14 protein-coding genes are annotated in these 21087 nt (G+C 72.2%); 9 read left to right on the top strand and 5 right to left on the bottom strand.

The window, feature by feature from the left end; translation table 11 throughout:
• Positions 1 to 12: 12 nt before the first annotated feature.
• Positions 13 to 441, top strand: coding sequence for a DUF3151 domain-containing protein (locus ACFYTT_RS10195; protein WP_131055180.1), 429 nt, complete (start codon positions 13 to 15; stop codon positions 439 to 441).
• Between the two features lie 70 nt (positions 442 to 511).
• On the opposite strand, the gene ACFYTT_RS10190 is transcribed toward ACFYTT_RS10195, so the two are convergent.
• The gene (locus tag ACFYTT_RS10190) at positions 512 to 2209 is read right to left on the bottom strand and encodes a chromosome partitioning protein (protein ID WP_387258678.1); all 1698 of its coding nucleotides are present in this window, start codon (positions 2207 to 2209) and stop codon (positions 512 to 514) included.
• A gap of 727 nt (positions 2210 to 2936) precedes the next feature.
• Complete coding sequence (locus ACFYTT_RS10185) at positions 2937 to 3935, bottom strand: hypothetical protein (RefSeq protein ID WP_387258506.1); 999 nt, start codon at positions 3933 to 3935, stop codon at positions 2937 to 2939.
• Between the two features lie 125 nt (positions 3936 to 4060).
• On the opposite strand from ACFYTT_RS10185, the gene ACFYTT_RS10180 reads away from it, so the two are divergent.
• The 8 genes from ACFYTT_RS10180 (at position 4061) to ACFYTT_RS10145 (ending at position 17584) form a co-directional block, all read left to right on the top strand.
• Positions 4061 to 5350, top strand: a complete 1290-nt coding sequence (locus tag ACFYTT_RS10180) for an adenylosuccinate synthase (RefSeq protein WP_131056071.1) — start codon at positions 4061 to 4063, stop codon at positions 5348 to 5350.
• A gap of 185 nt (positions 5351 to 5535) precedes the next feature.
• The gene (locus tag ACFYTT_RS10175; protein ID WP_387258504.1) at positions 5536 to 6444 is read left to right on the top strand and encodes a type IV toxin-antitoxin system AbiEi family antitoxin domain-containing protein; all 909 of its coding nucleotides are present in this window, start codon (positions 5536 to 5538) and stop codon (positions 6442 to 6444) included.
• Positions 6445 to 6626: 182 nt separating this feature from the next.
• Complete coding sequence (purD, locus tag ACFYTT_RS10170; protein WP_387258502.1) at positions 6627 to 7877, top strand: phosphoribosylamine--glycine ligase; 1251 nt, start codon at positions 6627 to 6629, stop codon at positions 7875 to 7877.
• A 407-nt stretch (positions 7878 to 8284) separates the two neighbouring features.
• Positions 8285 to 8860 carry a sigma-70 family RNA polymerase sigma factor gene (locus ACFYTT_RS10165; protein ID WP_387258501.1) on the top strand — a complete coding sequence of 192 codons (576 nt, stop codon included), beginning with the start codon at positions 8285 to 8287 and terminating at the stop codon, positions 8858 to 8860.
• Positions 8861 to 8962: 102 nt separating this feature from the next.
• Complete coding sequence (locus tag ACFYTT_RS10160; RefSeq protein ID WP_387258499.1) at positions 8963 to 9562, top strand: hypothetical protein; 600 nt, start codon at positions 8963 to 8965, stop codon at positions 9560 to 9562.
• Positions 9563 to 9683: 121 nt separating this feature from the next.
• Entirely contained in the window at positions 9684 to 10316 is a 633-nt protein-coding gene (locus ACFYTT_RS10155) for an OB-fold-containig protein (RefSeq protein WP_176092255.1), read from the top strand.
• 178 nt (positions 10317 to 10494) lie between these two features.
• Entirely contained in the window at positions 10495 to 12516 is a 2022-nt protein-coding gene (locus ACFYTT_RS10150) for a flotillin family protein (RefSeq protein WP_176092256.1), read from the top strand.
• Complete coding sequence (locus tag ACFYTT_RS10145; RefSeq protein WP_387258497.1) at positions 12509 to 17584, top strand: DNA repair ATPase; 5076 nt, start codon at positions 12509 to 12511, stop codon at positions 17582 to 17584. Before ACFYTT_RS10150 ends, ACFYTT_RS10145 begins: the two co-directional genes overlap by 8 nt.
• Before the next feature lie 118 nt (positions 17585 to 17702).
• Here ACFYTT_RS10145 and ACFYTT_RS10140 read toward each other — a convergent pair whose 3' ends face one another.
• From ACFYTT_RS10140 to ACFYTT_RS10130, 3 genes are all read right to left on the bottom strand, one after another.
• Positions 17703 to 17984 (bottom strand): hypothetical protein, encoded by a 282-nt coding sequence (locus tag ACFYTT_RS10140; protein ID WP_131054693.1) that lies wholly within the window; start codon positions 17982 to 17984, stop codon positions 17703 to 17705.
• Between the two features lie 186 nt (positions 17985 to 18170).
• Positions 18171 to 19733 (bottom strand): AMP-binding protein, encoded by a 1563-nt coding sequence (locus tag ACFYTT_RS10135; protein WP_131054694.1) that lies wholly within the window; start codon positions 19731 to 19733, stop codon positions 18171 to 18173.
• Between the two features lie 138 nt (positions 19734 to 19871).
• Positions 19872 to 21086, bottom strand: a complete 1215-nt coding sequence (locus ACFYTT_RS10130; RefSeq protein WP_131054695.1) for an acyl-CoA dehydrogenase family protein — start codon at positions 21084 to 21086, stop codon at positions 19872 to 19874.
• Position 21087: the final 1 nt, after the last annotated feature.

Genomic DNA, 21087 nt, shown 5'->3' with positions numbered 1-21087 from the left:
TTGAATGGGACGATGCAGAACCTCTTGCCGGAGCCCCCGGCCACGCTCCTGCCCGCACACGACGAGGCCGACGCCACGCTGGCCACGGCCGAGCAGGACGGCGGCGACGAGGCGTTGGCCGCGGTGGCCGGCCGGTTCCCGACGCACAGCGCCGCGTGGGCGGCGTTGGCCGCCCGCGCCCTCGCCGAGGGTCAGATCGTCGCCGCGTACGCGTACGCCCGCACCGGTTACCACCGGGGACTGGACCAGCTGCGCCGCAGCGGCTGGAAGGGGCACGGGCCGGTGCCCTGGTCGCACGAGCCGAACCGGGGCTTCCTGCGTTGCCTCTATGTGCTGTCCCGCGCCGCCGACGCGATCGGTGAGGCGGACGAGGCGGCCCGCTGTGCCCAGTTCCTCCGTGACTGCGACCCGGCCGCCGCCGACGCGCTGGCCAGCAACTGAGCGCCCGTCGAGCCGCCGACTCGGGGCAGATGCTCCCCGGGCCGGCGGCCCGACGTGACGCGGTCGGGGTCTAGAGTCCCTCGGCGACCGAGGCGGCGATCTTGAGCCAGGCGTCCCGGGTCGCCGCCGAGAGTTGGGCGTACCGGATCGGCTCTCCGGTGTCGATGAGCCGCTCGTACGGCGCCAGCAACACGCCCCGGGTACGCGCGGCGAAGTGCTCCTGGATCGCGGGCAGGTCGATCTCCTTGCGCGACGGCGGCATGGAGACCACCGTGACCGCCTGCCGGACCAGCCGTTGCCGACCGCTCTGCTCCAGGTGGTCGAGCATCCGGGCAGCGGTCTCGGCCGAGTCGTTACGGGCCGACATGGTGACCACCAGTTGGTCGGTGGCGTCCATCGCGGCCTGCCAGTTCTGGGCCCGGACGTTGTTGCCGGTGTCCACGAAGATCAGCTTGTAGAAGCGGCTGACCACCTCACGGATCTCGCCGAAAGCCGAGGCGGTGAGCATCTCGCCGCCGGTGGCCGACTCGTCGGAGGCGAGGACGTCGAACATCCCCTCGCCCTGCGAGCGGACGTACTGCGACAGGTCACCGACCCGCCCGTGGGCACCGTGGAACTGCCCCAGGTCACGCAGCAGATCCCGGACCGTACGCGAGTGGAAGTCCTGCTGCGCGCGCATGCCGAGGGTGCCCTGGGTCTCGTTGTTGTCCCAGGCGAGGACGTATCCGCCGCGCTTCTGGCCAAAGGTCATCGCGAGCAGCAGGATGGCGACGGTCTTGCCCGCCCCGCCCTTCGGGTTGACCACGGTCACCTGCCGGAGCCCGCCGAAGTTGCGGCGGACCGTCTCGATGTCCCGCTTGAGTTCCAGCTCCTGCCGGCCGGGTGGCAGCTTCACCAGGCCGGTCCGGTTCACCACCGCCCGTACGCCCATGGTGGCGACCGGGTCGGCCGGGCGGACCTGCCGCCGCCGGGCGAAGTCCTCGGCGGTGGGCGGGACGCCCGGCTCAGCCGGGTTCCAGGCCGGATCGGGGTAGCCGACGGGCGTCGGGGTCGCGCCCTGGTAGGGCAGTTGCGGCGTCGGGGACGCCGTCGTCGGCGCGCCCTGCTGCCAGGGTGCCGGGTTCCAGGCCGGCTGCGGCGGGAACGGTCCGGGCGGCGACTCCGCCTGATGCGGCGCCGCGTACGACGAGCCGTCCGGATACGGCGGCACCGCGCCGGGCTGGGTCGGCGCTACCCCGGGCTGGGTCGGGACTGCCCCGGGTTGCGGCGATACCGCGCCGGGTGGGGACGGCACCGCACCGGGCTGAGGCGGCACGACGCCGGGCTGCGGCGGGAACGGGCCGGACTGGGGCGGTGGCATCGGGACGCCGTGCTGCGGCACCGGCGGCACGACCGCGCCCTGGTGCTCGGGGAACGGACCGACGTGCGGCAACGGGAACGCGTCGCGGTGCGGCGGCGGTACCGGGGTGCCGTGCTGCGGTGCGGGCACGGGGTACGTCCCGGCCTGCGGCGGCACCGGCCGACTGGTTCCGACGGCCGACGGCACCGGCGGAGGCGGCTGCATACCGGGGGCCCAACCGGGACGCGGCGGGCCGTCGGTGGTCTGGGCCGGGTCGCTGCCCTCCGGCAGGTTGGCGGTCGGGCGCTGCGGAGGTTGCGCCCAGGGCGACTCCGTCGACGGCCGGGGCGGCGGCGGGCCGTCGCCGAGCGGACGGTCGCCGCCGCCCGTCGAGGTCTCCGCAGTCCCCGCCTCGGTCCCGCCGTCCAGGTCCGGCCCACCGTCGTCCGCGGGCGAGCCGATGTCGGCGGCGGGCCGCAGGTCGGCGTCGGCACGCGGACCGTGGTCGGCCGTCGCGTCCGGCGGCGAGCCTGCGGTGCCGGACGTGCGCTCGTGCGGGGGCGCGAGCGAGGTCGGCCGGTCGAGGGTGAACGGCAGGTCCAGGTCGACCCGGCCGTGCTCCGGCTGCGGCGGTACGGGTGCCCAGCCGGTGGGCGGTGGCACACTCGCGCGCCCGCCGACCACGGGTGGAGGCACGTTCGCCCGCCCGCCGACCACGGGCGGTGGCACGTTCGCCTGCTCGCCGACCACGGGCGGTGGTGTCGGCGCCCATCCCGGCGGCGGACCTGACTCGCCGCCGACACCATTGGGCCCACCGGCGGTCAGCGACGGGTAGTCGGCGGGCGATGGCGGACCGGCCGGCTGACCGGTCGACGGCAGGTGACCCGGCGGACCGGCGGTCGGCGGCACCGGGTAGGCCGAGTGGTCCGGCGGAACGGGCGGCGCGGCGGGAGGCGTCGGTGGCGTCGCCCATGCGGGCGTGCCGAAGCCCTCGACCTGGTCCGGCGGCCAGAGTGGTTCGATGTCCCGTTCCGGCGCCCCTTGCTGGCCGGGCACGTGCGCCCGGTCGGCGTTCTCGTCCACCACGGTTCCTCCCCCATTCCCTCTGCCGAGGATAGGCCCACCGGCCGACCTCGGCCGCCGACGCGGGGTGGGGTCAGACCGCCCAGACCGCCCAGGCACCCGACTCGGTCCACCAGGACCGCTTACGGGTCAACTGACCCTCCACGCCGTCGTCCAGATACGGCAGCGCAGCCTCGTCCCGGGGCAGCACGGACACCGCCCGGCCCCGGGCCCGACGTACCTCCAGGCGTACCCGTCGGCGACCCAGCCGTGACCGGGTCACCACCGGGACCGCCACCGCGACCTCGACCAGCCCGTCCGTCGGGTCGGGCGTGGCGAGCAGGGTGACGTCGTCGAGCCGGGCGTACCCGGCGGCGTTGCCGATCGCGCATGCCAGCAGCGGATCGTCGCCGTGGGAGAGCACCGCGTCGTCCACCTCCACCCGACCACGCCAGTGCAACGGGCGCCCGTCCTCGGCGGCGGCACCGAGCAGCGCGCCGTCCAGGGTCACCGAGCCGCCGTCGTTGCGCAGCAGGTCCAGTCGGCGGGGCGTGCCGTCGAGCACGGCGGCGGCCACCACCGCCGGATCACGGGGCAGGCCGAGCTGCGCGGCGAGGTCCCGGTGCGTGGTGCTGCGGGCCGGATCCAGCGGCAGTACGCCGACGGGCGGCAGGTCCGGCACGGTCCGGCCGTCGGCCAGGTCGGCCGGACGACGACTCGGCGGCGGGGCGTACCGCCGGACCAACCGGCGTATCACGGCCCGCAACTGTGCGTCACCGGCCACTGCCAGCACGAGGCGGACCTTGGAGTCCGGGTCGGGCCAGGTGAGCCCGTCCGGCCGAGGCGGTGCGTCCAGTCGGGCCAGCACCTCGTCGATCTCCGCGTCCGATCGGGCGGTCACCGTCTCGACCCGTGCGCCTCGGGCGGTCAGCGCGTCTGCGCAGGCCAGCACCGGTACGCGCGGCGTCTCGCAGCGTTCCGGCCGGTCCGGGGCGGCCTCGGGCGTTCCGCCGCAACAGGCACCGCCGCTGCCACAACCGGCCCCGGGAGCGTCCCGCTCCGAGCCGAGGGTGAGCAGCACCACGTCGTACACGGGTAGGCCCCTCCTGCCTCTCGGCGCGACCCCTGCCGGTCGTGCCGTCACTACTTGTTAACCTGACACCCCGGGCTCGCTGACACGGTCGCCATCTGGCACCCGAGCCTTCTGGAGGCGAAGAGATGCCAGCGATCGTGCTCATCGGCGCTCAGTGGGGTGACGAGGGCAAGGGCAAGGTTACCGACCAACTGGGTGAGCGGGTCGACTACGTCGTGCGCTACTCCGGCGGCAACAACGCCGGACACACCGTGATCACCCCTGACGGCCAGAAGTACGCGCTGCACCTCATGCCCTCGGGTGCGCTCTCCCCGAACGCCGTGATCGTCATCGGCAACGGCGTGGTGGTCGACCCGAAGGTGCTGCTGAACGAGATCGACGGGCTCGCCGAGCGCGGCGTGGACGTCTCCCGGCTGCGCATCTCCGGCGACGCGCACCTGATCATGCCGCACCACCGGGCGCTGGACCGGGTGGTCGAGCGCTACCTGGGCAGCTCCCGCATCGGCACCACCGGCCGGGGCATCGGCCCCGCGTACGGCGACAAGGTGGCCCGGATGGGCATCCGGGTGCAGGACCTGCTCGACCCGGGCATCTTCCGCAAGAAGCTGGAACTCGCGCTGCGCGAGAAGAACCAGGTGCTGTTCAAGGTCTACAACCGCAAGGCGGGGGACGTCGACGCCACCATCGAGGAGTACCTGGAGTACGCGGAGCGGCTGCGGCCGTACATCGCGGAGACCCGCGCGATGCTCTGGGACGCGCTGGACCGTGGCGACACCGTACTCCTCGAAGGTGCCCAGGCCACCATGCTCGACATGGACCACGGCACGTACCCCTTCGTCACCTCGTCGAACCCGACGGCCGGTGGCGCGTGCGTGGGCGCGGGCATCCCGCCGACCGCGATCACGAAGGTGATCGCGGTGAGCAAGGCGTACACCACCCGGGTCGGTTCGGGTCCGTTCCCGACCGAGCTCTTCGACGAGAACGGTGCGCACCTGCGCAAGGTCGGCCACGAGTACGGCACCACCACCGGCCGGGAGCGCCGCTGCGGCTGGTTCGACGCGGTGGTGGCCCGGTACTCGTGCCGCCTCAACGGCGTCACCGACCTGGTCGTCACGAAGCTGGACGTCCTCACCGGCCTGGCCACCGTGCCGATCTGCGTCGGCTACGAGATCAACGGCAAGCGCGTCGACGACATGCCGATGACCCAGACCGACTTCCACCACGCCACGCCGATCTACGAAGAGCACGAAGGCTGGTGGGAGGACATCACCAAGGCGCGGACCGAGGACGACCTCCCCGAGAACGCCCGGCGCTACATCGCCCGCATCGAGCAGCTCTGCAACACCCGCGTCAGCGTCGTGGGCGTAGGCCCCGGCCGCGAGGAAAACGTAACCCGCCACCCCCTCCTCCCCTAACCCCCCACCCCCCACCCCCACCCCCCACCCCTCTCCGCGTTGATCAAGAAGTTTTGGTCACGGTGGGAGGTCCCGGGTGACCCAAATCCCTTGATCAACTCCGCAGGCGGCGGAGGTTGTCCACAGGGGGCAGCGGGTTATCCACAGGGGTGGAAAAGTGGGGCTGCGGGCGGTGGGGTGGGGGGATGGGGGAGACGGGACTCGGGGCGCGAAGCGGTGTGGTGACGGTGGAACAGGCGCTGTCGGCGGGGTTCACTCGGGGGCAGATCCGCCACCTGGTCCGGTCGGGGCGTTGGGTCAGGCTGGCCCGGGGGCGCTTCACGCCGTCCACCGAACCTGACCCGTTGGCGCTACGACGGGCCCGGATCCGGGCGGCGGTGGACAGTCTGGGGCCGGAGGCGGTGGCCGTGCTGGGGACCGCCGCCGAGATGCACGGGATCGCCGGGCTGCGTGCCGCGTCCGAGATCCACGTCTCGGTGCCGGTGCAGTGCCCGCGCCCGCAGCGGCGTACGGATCCGGAAATCGTCGTACACCAGTTGACCCTGGGTTCAGAGGATGTCGAGGTGCTGGCCGGTGTGCCGGTCACCACGGCTGTGCGTACCGTCGCCGACGTCATCCTGCGCGCAGACCGGTACCCGGCGGTCTGCGTCCTGGACTCGGCCCTCAACAAGCGGCTGCTCACCGAGGCGGACCTGGCGTCGATCCCCGCTCTGATCGCCGGACGGCGCGGTGCGGTCGCCGCCCGGCGGCACCTCGCCGAGACGGACGGCCGGGCCCAGTCACCGTTGGAGACGCGTGCCCGGCTGCGGTGCGTCGACGGCGGTGTCCCGCCGGACGTGCTCCAGGTCGAGGTTCGAGACGAGGACGGCTGGCTCCTGGGCGTCGGTGACCTGGGCTGGCGCCGGGCCCGCCTGATCGCCGAGGCGGACGGCAGAGGGCCGCACGACGGACCGCAGGCGATCTACGCGGACCGGATGCGACAGAACCGTCTGGTCAACGCCGGCTGGCGCATCCTCCGTTTCACCTGGTCCGACACCCTCCACCCCGACTACATCCCGCAAACCGTCAAACAAGCCCTCCGCACCCCCCACTAACCCCGCCGCCCCAGCCTCACGCGGCCCGCCCCACCCCACCCCACCCCGCCCGCCCTGCCCCGCCCGCCCTGCCCGGCCCGCCTACCTCGTTGATCAAGAAGTTTGGGCGTCCACACGCCGGAATTGAGACGCGAACTTCTTGATCAACAGGGTCGAGGAGGGTGGTGGGTAGGATGCCGGCTGTGCGTGTTCTGTTGCTGGGTAGTGGTGGACGGGAGCACGCGCTTGCGCTGCGGCTCGCCGAGGATCCGACCGTTGAGCAGGTGATCGCGGCACCGGGCAATCCCGGGATCGCGGGCGTTGCCGAGCTGCGGGAGGTCGTGGCGACCGATCCCGAAGCCGTGGCGGCACTCGCGGTCGAGGTGGCCGCCGACCTGGTCGTGATCGGGCCGGAGGCGCCGCTGGTCGCCGGAGTCGCCGACGCGCTGCGGGCCAAGGGCATCGCGGTGTTCGGCCCGTCGGCCGAGGCAGCGCAGCTGGAAGGCTCCAAGACGTTCGCCAAGGACGTGATGACGGCCGCCGGTGTGCCCACGGCCCGCGCCCACACCTGCACCGACGAGGCGGGTACGGCCGCTGCCCTGGACGAGTTCGGGCCGCCGTACGTGGTGAAGAACGACGGGCTCGCCGCCGGCAAGGGCGTGGTGGTGACCGAGGACCGCGACGCCGCGCTGCGGCACGCCGCCGAGTGCGGTCGGGTGGTCGTCGAGGAGTACCTGGCCGGCCCGGAGGTCTCGCTGTTCGTGGTGACCGACGGCGAGGCCGCCGTGCCGCTGCTGCCGGCGCAGGACTTCAAGCGGGTCGGTGACGGTGACAGCGGCCCGAACACCGGCGGCATGGGTGCGTACGCGCCGCTGCCCTGGGCGCCGTCCGACCTGGTCGACGACGTGATGCGGGACGTCGTGCACCCCACGCTGGCCGAGATGCGTCGTCGGGGCACGCCCTTCGCCGGCCTGCTCTACGTCGGGCTGGCGATCACCGCCGACGGTCCCCGGGTGATCGAGTTCAACGCCCGCTTCGGCGACCCGGAGACCCAGGTGGTGCTCGCCCTGCTGGAGACGCCGCTGGCCGGTCTGCTGCACGCCGCCGCCACCGGCACGCTGGCCGAGCACCCGCCGCTGCGCTGGCACGACGGCGCGGCGGTGACCGTGGTGGTCGCCGCCGAGGGCTATCCGGCCCCGCCGCGTACCGGTGACGTGATCACCGGCGCGGACCGCCCGGGAGTCATCCACGCCGGCACCGCCCGCCGGGCCGCCGACGGTGCCCTGCTCTCCGCCGGCGGCCGGGTCCTCTGCGGTACGGCCACCGGCCCCGACCTGGCCGCCGCGCGCGACGCCGCCTACGAACTGGTACGCGGCATCACGCTGGCCGGGTCGCACCACCGTGGCGACATCGCGTCGTCCGCGATCGACGGCAGGATCACGCTCCCCGCCTGAGCCCTCCGAAGCGGCCCCGGCCAGTCCGGCGGTCTGTCCCTGCCCCGGCGACGTCACCCAATCCGGTGGCGTCGTCCGGCCCTGACGGTGTCGCCTGCGCCCTGACGGTGTCGCCCAGTCCGATGGCTCGCCCGACCTTGGCGATGTCGACCGGCCCGGTGTCGACCGGCCCGGTGTCGACCGGCGGGTCGGCTGTCCGGCTGCCCTGATGGTGCTGATCCGGTTCGGCCGGCGAGCCGCCGCGCCGGACGTCGCTGACCGAACGGTCGGCGGTTGTGGTCGACGGGCCGCAACGCAATCACCTCCCCGCAGCGTATTAGTGCCTAGTGCGGTGTCCAGGAACGTTGGCGGTGTCGCGGCGCGGCCCGGTGAACGTTTCTGGACACCGCACTCGGGAGGGAGGCGGGATGGCAGCCGACGAGTTCGAGACGTTCGTCCACCGCTCCGCGCCGGTGCTGCGCCGGTACGCGCGTGCGGTCGCCGCAGACCCGGACCGGGCGGAGGATCTTCTCCAGGAGACCTACGTCCGGGTGGCCGGGGTGTGGCATCGCGTGCTCGCCGACGGCAACCCGGTCGAGTACGCGAAAGTCGAGATGATCCGGCTGCACATCGGTCGGCTCCGGACGCTGGTCCGCCTGCTCCGGCCCACTCCGCCGGCGTCTCCGCCGGTCGCCGACGGCAGATCCGGCCGCCAGAGCGAACCCGGCCGTGTCGCCGAGAGTGGGCCCGATCGCGTGGCCGACCTCGGGTCCGAACGCGTCGAGGACGGTGGCCTGCTGCGTCGACTGCTGGCCGGGCTGCCACCCGTGCAACGGGCGGTGCTCGTCCTGGCGTACCTCGACGATCTCGACGACGCAGCGATCGCCGAGGCTGTCGGGCGACGTCCGGCGGCCGTCCGGTCCCTGCGGCGCCGGGCGCTCGACGCGATCCGCCCGGGACTGCCGGCCGTCCGTGCCGGAGCCCTCCCGGAGGTCGTGCGATGACCGGCGCCGTTCCCGAGGCCGCGCGATGACCGGAGCCGTTCCCGGAGGCCGGAGCCGATCGGGATGTGACGGCATGACCGGAGTCGATCGGGAGGTGGCGCGATGACCGACGTCCGGGATGCTCTTCGGGAGGTCTGGGACGGCGGGCCCGGCGGGGGTATGTCGGGTCCGGATCCGCTCCCGGCGGTGCGGGCCCGCCTGCGTCGTCGTCGCCGGGTCCAGGCCGTCGCCGTGGCGTTGGCGCTCTGCACGGTGGTCGGCCTGGGGGTCTTCACCGTGGTGACGGCCGGTCGACCGGCACCAGCGTCGCCGGTCGCGGCGCCCGTCAGTCCCACCGTGCCCGAACTACGTGGCCTGCCGGCCTATCTGCGGCCGGCCGACCCCGCCGAGGCGGTGCTGCGGATGGCGCGTCCGCAGGCGGTGCCGACCGGCGACCGGGTGGCGTACGAGGGGGACGGCCCGGTGATCCGGGTGGTCGCGGTCTTCGACTTCGAGGCGGCGCTGGGGCTCCCCGGGGTGCCCCGCGAGGTCACCGTGGCGACTGCGGCGCAGGTGCTGGCCACGGACGACGTGGCGACCTCGACGGCCTACCTGTCGGCGTGGCTTCCCGACGGGCGTACCCTGTTCGTTTCCGTGACCGGGGACACGCCGCAGGTCCGTGCGGCGACGCTGGACGCTCTCGTGACGGCCAACCTGGGCTGATCTTGGCCGGTCAGACCGGGTGGACCGGCCGATCGGCCCTGACCGTGCGGTTGACATCCCGTGTCACGATCATCGTGCCGGTGGCCTGCTCGGGCCGCCGGGTGCGGGGGAGGAGGACAAGGTGACCGGCTTTCTCGGCACGGCACTCAGTTTCCCCACCGTGCTGTTCAGCTTCCTGCTCGTGGTCGTCGTCGGCTACTGGCTGCTGGTGCTGACCGGGGTGCTGGATCTGGGCGACGACCTGGACGTCGACGGCGGACCGGGTACGTTCCTCGCCGGTCTCGGGCTCGGCGGCGTACCCAGTGCGATCATCTTCTCCCTGCTCGTCGCGGTGGCCTGGTTCGTCAGCCTGGCCGGTACCGCGCTGCTCGACGGCATCGGGCTCGGCGCCGGCACCCGGATCGCGGTCTCGATCGGCGTGCTGCTGGCCGCCGCGTTCTGCGCGTACGCGGTGACCCGGCTGGTCGCGGTGCCGTTGGGACGCCTCTTCCCGACCGATTCGGACGCCAGCCGTAACACCTTCGTCGGCCGCCTCTGTGTGGTGCGGACCGGTACGGTCACCGCCGACTTCGGTCAGGCCGAGGTGACGGCGGCGGACGGCTCGTCGGCCGTGGTGCAGGTCCGGCAGCCGGGCGACGAGAAGATGACGGCCGGCACTTCCGCGTTGATCTACGACTACGACACCGAGGGTGAGTTCTTCTGGGTGATGCCCGCCGGGCCCACCTTCGACCCCCTGAGACATGCCCCCGAGTAATCGCCCCTGGTGAGTCCGCTTCCGCGCGGATCACCCCGACCTCGCCCGAGGCGGTCGGTGCGAACCCCCTTCGTCCGGCCCGCCCGCCACGCTGCCCCTGACGTATCCCCTCGAAAGGAGGATGCGCGGCGCCCCGCCCCGGCCCCGTCGCCGGCTGCCGCCGTCCGCGCGCCCAACCATGGAAGTGATCACCACCGGAATCGGTGTACTCCTCGCCGTCGTCCTGCTCGTCGCGCTCGGCGTGGTGTTCATGGTCAGTCGGCTGTTCCGCAAGGTCGAGCAGGGCAAGGCGCTGATCATCTCCAAGATCCGGCGGGTCGACGTGACCTTCACCGGCGCGGTGGTGATGCCGGTGCTGCACAAGGCCGAGATCATGGACATCTCGGTCAAGACGATCGACATCGAACGGACCGGCAACGAGGGTCTGATCTGCCGCGACAACATCCGGGCCGACATCCGGATCACCTTCTTCGTCCGGGTGAACAAGACGAACGAGGACGTCATCAAGGTGGCGCAGGCGATCGGCACCGCGCGGGCCAGCGACCGGGAGACGCTCCAGGAGCTGTTCAACGCGAAGTTCTCCGAGGCGCTGAAGACCGTCGGCAAGCAGCTCGACTTCGTCGACCTCTACACCAAGCGTGACGAGTTCCGCGACCAGATCATCCGGGTCATCGGCACCGACCTCAACGGCTACAGCCTGGAGGACGCGGCGATCGACTTCCTCGAGCAGACGCCGATGTCGCAGCTCGACCCGAAGAACATCCTCGACGCCCAGGGCATCCGGAAGATCACCGAGCTGACCACGCAGGAGCACGTCCGGACGAACGAGTTCCGGCGCAGCGAGGAGAAGGAGATCACCCGCCAGAACGTGGACGCCAAGGAGGCGATCCTCGAACTGGAGCGGCGGCAGGCCGACGCCGAGGCCAAGCAGCAGCGCGAGATCGAGACCGTGCGGGCCCGCGAGCAGGCCGAGACCACCCGGGTACGCGCCGAGGAGCGGCTGCGGGCCGAGACGGCGAACATCCGTACCGACGAGCAGTTGGGCGTCCAGCACGAGAACCGGGCGCGGGAGATCGCGGTCGCGGAGAAGAACCGCGAGCGGGTCATCGCCATCGAGACCGAGCGGATCGAGAAGGACCGCATGCTGGAGGTGATCGGCCGGGAGCGGGAGACCGAGCTGAGCACGATCGCCAAGGACAAGGAGGTGGAGGCCGAGAAGCGGGCCATCGCCGAGGTTGTCCGGGAGCGGATCGCGGTGGAGAAGACCGTGGCCGAGCAGGAGGAGAACATCAAGCGGCTGCGCGTGGTCGAGGAGGCCGAGCGGACCCGCCAGGCGGTGGTCATCCAGGCCGAGGCCGAGGCGCAGGAGAGCCTGGTCAAGGACATCAAGGCGGCGGAGGCCGCCGAGGCGGCGGCGAAGTACAAGGCCCGCGAGGAACTGGTGCTGGCCGAGGCCCGGCAGCAGGCCGCAGAACTGGACGCCCGGGCGAAGATCCGGCTGGCCGAGGGAGTCCAGGCCGAGACCGCAGCGGCCGGCCTGGCCGAGGTGCAGGTCAAGGAGCGCAGTGCCGAGGCCATCGAGAAGGTCGGCCGGGCCGAGGTCGCGGTGGAGCGGGAGAAGGCGCTGCTCGCCGCCGACGCGGTGCGCGAGAAGCTGAAGGGCGAGGCCGAGGGTCTCACCGAGAAGGCCGCCGCGATGGCCGCGCTGGACGACGCGACCCGCGAGCACGAGGAGTACCGGTTGCGCCTGGAACTGGAGAAGGAGGTCCGGCTCGCCGGGCTGGACACCCAGCGGCAGGTCGCCGAGGCACAGGCCGCCCTGGTCTCCACCGGTCTGGAGAAGGCGAACATCGACATCGTCGGTGGGGACAGTGTCTTCTTCGACCGGCTGCTCAGCTCGATCTCGTTCGGCAAGAGCGTGGACAGCTTCGTGGCCCACTCGGACGTGGCGAAGAACCTCGCCCAACCGTGGCTGGACGGCAAAGCCAGCTTCACCGACGACCTGACCCGGATGATCGGCTCGCTGAACACCGCCGACGTGCAGAACCTCACGCTGTCGGCGTTCCTGGCGCAGCAGATGCGCTCCGGCGGTGCCGACAAGGGCAAGCTCCAGGAGCTGCTGAAGGCCGCGCAGCGCCTGGGTGTGGCGGACACCCCGGTCGCCGCCCTCACCGGTTCGCGGCAGCCCGCCGGTGAGTGAGCCGACCGCCGGTCCGGCGACCACCGGGCGTATGCCCGGTGCCGCCGGGCCGGCCCCGGCGGGCCGGTCCGGCGACGGACCCGATCCGGCCGAGGTCGTGTCGGACGGCGCCAACCGGTCCGGGCTGGACGACGGCAGCTACGAGGTGCTGCGCAAGCGCCTCGCCGGGCAGGCCGCCGAGCTGGCCCGGCGGGCCGAGTCGCTCAACGCCCGCCGGTTGGAGGTCTTCGGCAGCACCGAGCTGCGGCTGCTGAGCACCGAGCGGATCCGTACGGAGCACAACTGCGTGCCCCGGGACCTCGTCCCGGTCGGCGGGCTGATGCTGTTCGGCTACAACGTCTTCATCGGCCTGAAGCCGGAGACGACCGTCGACGACGTCTTCTCGCTGCACCGATTCACCCGCGAACAGCGCGAGGGTGAATCGGAGGAGGTCGCCTTCCGGTTCGACGAGACCGGTCAGGACGAGTTGCCCGGCCTGCTGCGGCACCCGCAGTTCGTCCGGGACTTCAGCGAGCTGTACCGCTACTACCGGCAGGCGCGTCTGCTGCAACTGCGCCGGGTCGACGCCCGGCTGCTGGCGGTGTTCCAGACCGGGCCGCGTACCGAGGACATCCGGGTGCTGCGCTGGCAGGTCGGCGTGGACGGCATCCCGGAGTACCTGGACAGCCGGGGGGAGCGGGACCACGTCTTCCCGCCGAGCCACGACTTCGAGTGGATCGAGACGACCCGGCAGGACCACGTCCTCGGCCGGCACCCGCACATCGACATCGACGGCGAGGTCTTCGTCGAGACGGTGGGCGGCACACTGACCGTCAAGGTGGAGAACAACACCGAGGTCGGCGAGGGCATCTACAGCGAGCCGGTGGACGAGCCGTTGCAGAGCCTGGCCGACGCCGACGTGCAGTGGGCCCGGGTGGGTCCGCTGATCCTGCTGCGGATCCTGCCGTACAAGGAGACGCAGTGGCGGCACCTGGTCTTCAACACGCTCACCCGGGAGGTGGTCCGCCTCGACGGCATCGGGGTGGCCTGCCAGCGGCTGCCCGAGGACCACGGCATCATCTTCCCGGGCGGGTACCACCTGGCCACCGGCGTCACCCGCACCTTCGACACCGAGGTCGCCGACCTGGAGTTCGAGCGGGTGGTGCGCTCGCCGAACGGTGAGGACGTGCTCTACGTCTTCCACGCCCGGGCCGAGGGGCGCTCGCTGCTGCTGCCGTACAACGCGATCCGCAAGGAGGTGGCCGCGCCGATCCCGTGCCACGGCTTCTCCCTCTTCGACGACGGCACGCTCGTGGTGTTCCGGGCCGTCTCCGAGGAGCCGACCCGGGTCCACCCGATGCAGATCTGGCAGACGCCGTACGTCTCCGACGCGTACGCGGCGGCGCAGCCGGCCGGCACCGGTCCGCTGGAGCGGATCGGCAACGCCGACCTGGTACGCGGCATCTCGGACTGCCTCTCGGCGGCGCGGATGGTGCAGGGCAGCGCCACCGCCGGGGTGTACGAGGCGCTGATCGCGGCCTGTGCCCGGATCACCGACCACTTCCACTGGCTCGGCGAGGACGAGCTGGGTGACCTGGCCACCCCGCTGAGCGGTCTGCGGCGTACCGCCACCTCCGTGCTGGAGGAGCACGAGAAGGTCCGTACGCTCACCGAGCAGGCCCGCGCCGAGCTGGACGAGAGCGCCGAGCAGATCGCCTCGCTGGCCCGCCGGGCCCGGGGCGAGGCGCCGCTGACCGCCGACGACTGGGTCACCCAGCTCGGTGGGTTGCGTCGGGCGCGCGGACACCTGGAGTCGTTGCGCGAACTGCGGTACGTCGACCACGACCGGATCGACGAGCTGGCCGCCCGGCTGGACGAGGAACTGTCGGTCGCCGGTCGACGCGCGGTCGAGTTCCTCCGCCGTGACGAGGCGTTCACCGGCTACCAGCAGGAGGTGGATCGACTCGCCGCGCGGGCCGCCGAGATCGGCACCGTGGCCGAGGCCGGCACCGTCCGCGACGAGCTGGCCGCCCGTACCGACGGCCTGCAGACCATCACCGACGTCGTCGGTGGGCTGGACATCGCCGACGCGACCGTACGGACCGGCATCCTGGGCCGGGTCGGTGAGGTGCTGGGCGCGGTCAACCGGGCCCGGGCGGTGCTCGACAAGCGACGCCAGGAACTGGCCGCGGTGGAGGGCCGGGCCGGTTTCGCCGCCGAGTTCGCCCTGCTCGGGCAGGCGGTGACCGGGGCGCTGGCGGCGGCGGACACCGCCGAACGCTGCGACGAGCAACTCGGCCGGCTGCTGCTGCGCGTGGAGGAGCTGGAGTCCCGGTTCGGCGAGTTCGACGACTTCCTCACCGAGCTGTCGACCCGGCGTACCGACATCTACGAGGCGTTCTCGGCGCGCAAGCAGGCCCTGCTGGACGAGCGGTCCCGGCGGGCCGACCGGCTGGTCGGGTCGGCCGAGCGGATCCTGGTCAGCGTGCAGCGGCGGGCCGGCACGCTCGGCTCACTGGACGAGATCAACACCTACTTCGCGGCCGACCCGATGGTGGGCAAGCTCCGCTCGGTGGTGGAGGAACTGCGTACCCTCGGCGACGCGGTGCGGGCCGAGGAGCTGGACGGCCGGATCCGGGCCGCTCGCCAGGAGTCCGGTCGCGGTCTGCGCGACCGCCTCGACCTGTACGCCGACGGTGGCGAGACGATCCGGCTGGGCCGGCACCGCTTCGCGGTGAACACGCAACCGGTGGACGTGGCGGTCGTGCCGGCCGAGGGCCGCATGGTGGTGGCGGTGACCGGCACCGACTACCGCGCACCGGTGCGCGACGAGGAGTTCCAGCAGACCCGGCGGTTCTGGGACCAGCTGCTGGTCTCCGAGTCGGTGCAGGTGTACCGGGCCGAGTACCTGGCCACGGCGATCCTGGCCGCCGCCGAGGCGGGCCGTGACGGGCTCACCCTGGACGCGCTGCACACCGCGGCGGTGGACGCGAACGGGCTGCGGGACCTGGTGCGGCGGATCGCCGAGACCCGTTACGACGAGGGGTACGAGCGCGGCGTGCACGACCACGACGCCGCCGAGATCCTGCGGGTGCTGCTGCGCCTGCACGCCGGTGCCGGGCTGCTGCGTTACCCGCCGGCCGACCGGGCCGCCGCGCAGTTGTTCTGGCGGTACGGCACCGACGAGCCGACCCGGTCCGCCTGGACCGCCCGGGCCGCCTCGCTGGCCCGCGCCCGGCAGCGGTTCGGCCGTCCCGAGGGGGAGGACGCCGCCGACCGGCTCGGCGCGCAGCTCGCCGAGGCGGCCGAGACGTTCCTGCGGTCCGCCGGACTCCCGGTGCCGCCCGCTGGGACGGCGGTGGCCGGCGAGTACCTGTTCGAGGAACTGTCCTCACCGCCGGTGCGGTTCGTCACCGGTGGCGGGGCGCGGGCCCTGCTGGACCGGTTCCGCCGGGCACTCGGCGGCCCGCAGTCGCGGTCGTCCCGCGAGTTCGACGACGACCTGCGGGCCCTCGGTGACGACCTCGCCGGCCGTCACCAGCTGGTGGAGGCGTGGCTGACCGCGTTCCTGGCCACCGACGACGGCAACCTGTCCGGGTACGACCTGCCGGAGGCGGTCGCCGTCGAGCTGTGCGGTGCGGAGCCGGCCCGGCAGGACAGCACGGCGACGATGACCGAGACGGTCGGCGGGCTGCTCGGCGCGCACCCCCGCATCGACGGCTCCACGCTCGACGTACGGCTGGACGAGATGCTGGCCCGGACCCGGACGTTCCGCACCGACCTGGTCCCCGCGTACCGGGACTACCAGCGGCGACGCAACGCCCTGGTGGACGCCGAGCGGGACCGCCTGCGGCTGGAGGAGTACCGGCCGAAGGTGATGAACGCCTTCGTCCGCAACCGGCTGCTCGACGAGGTGTACCTGCCGCTGATCGGCGACAACCTGGCCCGGCAGCTCGGTGCCACCGGCGACGGCAAGCGGGTCGACCAGTCCGGCCTGCTGCTGCTGATCTCACCGCCGGGGTACGGCAAGACGACCCTGATGGAGTACGTCGCCAGCCGACTCGGACTGGTCTTCGTCAAGGTCAACGGGCCGGCCCTGGGCACCAAGGTCACCTCGCTGGACCCGGCCGAGGCGCCCGACGCCACCGCCCGGCAGGAGGTCGAGAAGATCTCCTTCGCCCTGGAGCTGGGCAACAACGTGCTGCTCTACCTGGACGACATCCAGCACACCAACCCGGAGCTGTTGCAGAAGTTCATCTCGCTCTGTGACGGGCAGCGCCGGATGGAGGGTGTCTGGGAGGGCCGCACCCGCACGTACGACCTGCGCGGCAAGCGGTTCGCGGTCTGCATGGCCGGTAACCCGTACACCGAGTCGGGGAAGCGGTTCCGGATCCCGGACATGCTCGCCAACCGGGCCGACGTGTGGAACCTCGGTGACGTGCTCTCCGGGCGGGAGGAGGCGTTCGCGCTCAGCTACATCGAGAACGCGCTCACCGCCAACCCGGTGCTGGCACCGCTCTCCGGGCGGGACCGGGGCGACCTGGAGCTGCTGGTCCGGATGGCACGCGGGGACGACTCGGTCCGTGCCGACCAGCTCTCCCACCCGTACCAGCCGGTGGAGCTGGAACAGATGGTGTCGGTGCTGCGCAAGATGCTGCGGGTGCAGCAGGTGGTGCTGGCCAACAACCAGGCGTACATCGCCTCGGCCGCCCAGTCCGACGACGCCCGCACCGAGCCGCAGTTCCAGCTCCAGGGCTCCTACCGGAACATGAACAAGCTCGCCGAGCGGATCGTGCCGGTGCTCACCGACGAGGAGCTGGAGGCGGTGATCGACGACCACTACCTGGGCGAGGCGCAGACGCTCGCGGCGGGTGCGGAGGCGAACCTGCTCAAGCTCGCCGAGCTGCGTGGCCGGCTCACCCCGGAACAGGCCGCCCGGTGGGTCGAGGTGAAGGACGCCTTCCAGCGCTCGAAGGCACTGGGCGGGGGCGGCGACGATCCGGTCGACCGCGCGGTGGGCGCGCTCGGCCTGCTCGCCGACCGGGTCAGCGGAGTCGCCGCCGCGATAGGTCGTGTCAGCGAACGCTGAGCTGTCGTGTAAGGAGGGGTCCCCTGCTATGCCGTAGGCGTTAGCAGGGGACCCCTCCTTACATCCAGCATCTCGGATACACGTGTCCTGCCATCCGTCCAGGCGGGGTGCTGCCCGGTCATCGCCCCGGCGTGTCGTCACGACGGCTGCCGGACCGGGGGCCGGACGGTCGGCGGGCATACACGGCGGCGACGCCGAACGCGGCCGTCATGATCGTTCCTACCGCCGCGATCCCGGCGATGGCCGTACCGTCGGTCTTGCTGCAACCGCCGAGAACCGCCAACAGCAGCACGGTCAGGAGCGCCATCGCAGTGGTGAGATAGGTGGCGTGCACAGGATGCAGATGTTCCCGTGCCCTCTCTCCCTGGTCGGCCTCCTCGTCACGGCTCGTGGATGCCATTCGTCGTTCCTCCCCCGTAGTCAACTGTGGACGGACTCATCGCTGTCGCCAATTAGACAGAGGGCGATGGGATGTGGTCAACGGGACGAGACGAATGAGAATCCCATGAACATTCAGACCTATCGAACTTAAGGTGCCAAAGTTGCTCGATGCCGGCCGTTTGGCCAGCTGACGCTGCGGGAGCGGTCAGCCGTAGTAGCGGCGTAGTTCCCGGGTGAGCACCTTGCCGGTGGCGTTGCGGGGCAGGTACTTGACGAAGACGACGTCGCGGGGGACGGAGAACCGGGCGAGGTAGTGCCGCACGTACTCGCGGACCGCCTCGGCGTCGAGCGTCTCGCCGGGGTGCAGCGCGAGGAACGCGGTGAGCCGCTGGCCGTACTCCGCGTCGCGGACACCGATGACGGCGGCCTCGCGTACCTGTGGGAGGTGGGCGAGGAGTTGTTCCACCTCGGCCGGGAAGACGTTCTCCCCACCAGAGACGATCATGTCGTCGGCTCGGCCGTCGACGAAAAGCAGTCCGTCGGCGTTGATCCGGCCCAGGTCGCCGGTGTCCAGCAGGCCGTCGTGGCGTTCCCGGTCGGCGCCCGAGGTGTAGCCCTCGAAGAGCATGTCGTTGCCGACCAGGATCCGGCCGACCCGGCCGCTGGGCACCGGCTCGCCATCGTCGTCGACGATCGCGAGCCGGGTCCCGTGCGGTGGCCGTCCGGCGGTGGTGGGCGCGGTACGCAGGTCGACGGGGGTGGCGATGGAGGCCCAGGACGCCTCTGTCGAGCCGTACAGGTTGTAGAGCACGTCGCCGTAGGTGTCCATGAAGGCTGCCGGGAGACCGCCGGGCAGCGCCGATCCGCTGACGGCCACCACGGAGAGCGGCGGACGGGGATCCGGCGCAGGCACCTCCATCAACCGTTGCAGCATCACCGGCACCGCGAACAGGGCCTGGCAGCGGTGCCGGACCAGGGCGTCCAGGGTGGTGGCCGGGTCGAACCGTCGGTGCAGCACGATCGTGGCCCGCAACGCGAAGCAGACCTGGAGGGCGGCGTACCCCCAGGTGTGGAAGACCGGCGCGGCGATGAGGACGCGGTCCCGAACGTGCATCGGGATGCGGTCGATGATGGACACCAACGGACCGAAACCGTTGGGGATGGGCCGGCGGGCGCCCTTGGGCGTCCCGGTGGTGCCGGAGGTGAGCACGATGATCCGGCCGTCACGGTCGGGTGGGTGCAGCTCACCGGCGAGAGCGGTGACGATCAGGTCCTCGCGGGCCCGTTCGTCGAGGCGGTGCAGGTCGGCGGGGAGCCCGAGGGTGCGCTCGGTGAACTCGTCGTCGTGCACCAGCACCCGGATGCGTTGCTCCTGCGCCACGGTGGCCAACTGCGCGGCGGAGAGACCGGTGTTGACCAGTACGGCGTCCGCGCCGAGCAGGGTGGCGGCGACGATCGACTCGACGAGTCCGGCATGGTTGCGGCAGAGCACGGCGACCCGGTCGCCGGCCTGCACACCGACACCGGCGCGCAACGCGCGAGCCAGCCGCATCGAGCGGTCGAGCAGGTCGGCGTAGGTCAGTTCGGTGCCGTGCTCGTCGACGATCGCGATCCGGTCCGGATCGCGGGCCGCCGCCTGACGTAGTTCACCGGCAAGACTCCAACCCCAGGTACGCAGCGCGTGGAGTTGGGCGGCCACCCGGATCGGCCGGCCCGGAGTGAGCAGGCCCCGCCGGGTCAACGTGGTGACGACGAACGGCAGTCCCATGCCCGGAGTTCTCCTTCCGCAGCCCGATGCCCACCCTTCCGATCTTGCCTGCTGGCGGCGTGGTTCGCCCACGTGGAACCGGCCGGCGCTCACGTAGGGAGCACCGGCCGGGGGCCGTCCGTGTCGGACGGCCGGACGTCAGCGGATCTGCATCCCGGAGATCGCCCGGGAGATGACCAGGCGCTGGATCTCGGAGGTGCCCTCGAAGATGGTGTAGATCTTGGCGTCGCGGTACCACCGCTCGACCGGGTGGTCACGGAGGAAGCCGGCCCCGCCGAGCAACTGGACCGCCTTCTCGGTGACCGCCACCGCCACCTCGCCGGCCTTGAGCTTGGACATCGACCCCTCGCCCGCCGTGAACGGCCGGTTGTTCCGGCCCATCCAGGAGGCCCGCCAGACCAGCAGCCGGGCGGCGTCGATCTCGGTCTTCATGTCGGCGAGCGCGAAGGCGACCGCCTGGTTGGTGATGATCGGGCGGCCGAACTGGACCCGTTCCCGGGCGTAGTCCAGGGCGTACTCGTAGGCGGCCCGCGCCACGCCGAGCGCCTGGGCGCCGACGGTGGGTCGGGACAGCTCGAACGTCCGCATCGCGGCCTGGCCGGAGGCGCGTTGCCCGGACCGGGCCCGGGCCAGCCGCTCCTCCAGCGCCTCCCGGCCGCCGAGCAGGCACCGGCCGGGCACCCGCACGTCGTCGAGGAAGACATCCGCTGTGTGAGATGCCCGTAGGCCGAGTTTGCGCAGCTTGCGGGTGGCGGAGAGGCCGGCGGTGCCGGGCGGTACGACGAACGCGGCCTGACCTCGCGAGCCCAGTTCCGGGTCGACCGAGGCGGTCACCACGTGCACGGCGGCTATCCCACCGTTGGTGGCGTACGCCTTCTGGCCGCGCAGCACCCACTCGTCGGTCGCCTCGTCGTACTCGGCCCGGGTCCGCATCGCGGAGACGTCCGAACCGGCTTCCGGCTCGGAGGAGCAGAACGCGGCGACCGCCGGCGAGTCGACGTCACCGAAGCACTGCGGCACCCACTCGACGAGCTGGTCGGGTGTGCCGCTGCCATAGATCGCGGCGACCGCGAGCGAGGTGCCGAAGATGCTCAGCCCGATGCCGGCGTCTCCCCAGAACAGCTCCTCGCTGGCGATCGGCAGCGAGAGCCCGGTGGGGTCGGCCCAGCAGGTGGCGAGGAACTCGAAGCCGTAGAGGCCGACCTTGGCCGCCTCGCCGATGACCGGCCAGGGAGTCTCCTCCCGGGCGTCCCACTCGGCGGCGGCCGGGCGCACGACCTCGCTGGCGAAGCCGTGCACCCAGTCGCGCAGATCCCGCTGTTCCTCGTTCAGGTCGAGCGAGAATTCGACCATC

The sequence above is a fragment of the Micromonospora sp. NPDC003816 genome, from assembly GCF_042874705.1.
GTDB lineage: Bacteria > Actinomycetota > Actinomycetes > Mycobacteriales > Micromonosporaceae > Micromonospora.
Note: the sequence above shows the minus strand (reverse complement) of the source record. Positions and strands in the feature narration are given on the sequence as shown.

Bases quoted from the DNA above. Each gene is read 5' to 3' on its own strand.
- ACFYTT_RS10195 (WP_131055180.1), top strand. From the start codon at position 13: ATGCAGAACCTCTTGCCGGAGCCCCCGGCCACGCTCCTGCCCGCACAC.
- ACFYTT_RS10180 (WP_131056071.1), top strand. From the start codon at position 4,061: ATGCCAGCGATCGTGCTCATCGGCGCTCAGTGGGGTGACGAGGGCAAG.
- ACFYTT_RS10175 (WP_387258504.1), top strand. From the start codon at position 5,536: ATGGGGGAGACGGGACTCGGGGCGCGAAGCGGTGTGGTGACGGTGGAA.
- ACFYTT_RS10165 (WP_387258501.1), top strand. From the start codon at position 8,285: ATGGCAGCCGACGAGTTCGAGACGTTCGTCCACCGCTCCGCGCCGGTG.
- ACFYTT_RS10160 (WP_387258499.1), top strand. From the start codon at position 8,963: ATGACCGACGTCCGGGATGCTCTTCGGGAGGTCTGGGACGGCGGGCCC.
- ACFYTT_RS10150 (WP_176092256.1), top strand. From the start codon at position 10,495: ATGGAAGTGATCACCACCGGAATCGGTGTACTCCTCGCCGTCGTCCTG.
- ACFYTT_RS10140 (WP_131054693.1), bottom strand. From the start codon at position 17,984: ATGGCATCCACGAGCCGTGACGAGGAGGCCGACCAGGGAGAGAGGGCA.
- ACFYTT_RS10135 (WP_131054694.1), bottom strand. From the start codon at position 19,733: ATGGGACTGCCGTTCGTCGTCACCACGTTGACCCGGCGGGGCCTGCTC.
- ACFYTT_RS10130 (WP_131054695.1), bottom strand. From the start codon at position 21,086: ATGGTCGAATTCTCGCTCGACCTGAACGAGGAACAGCGGGATCTGCGC.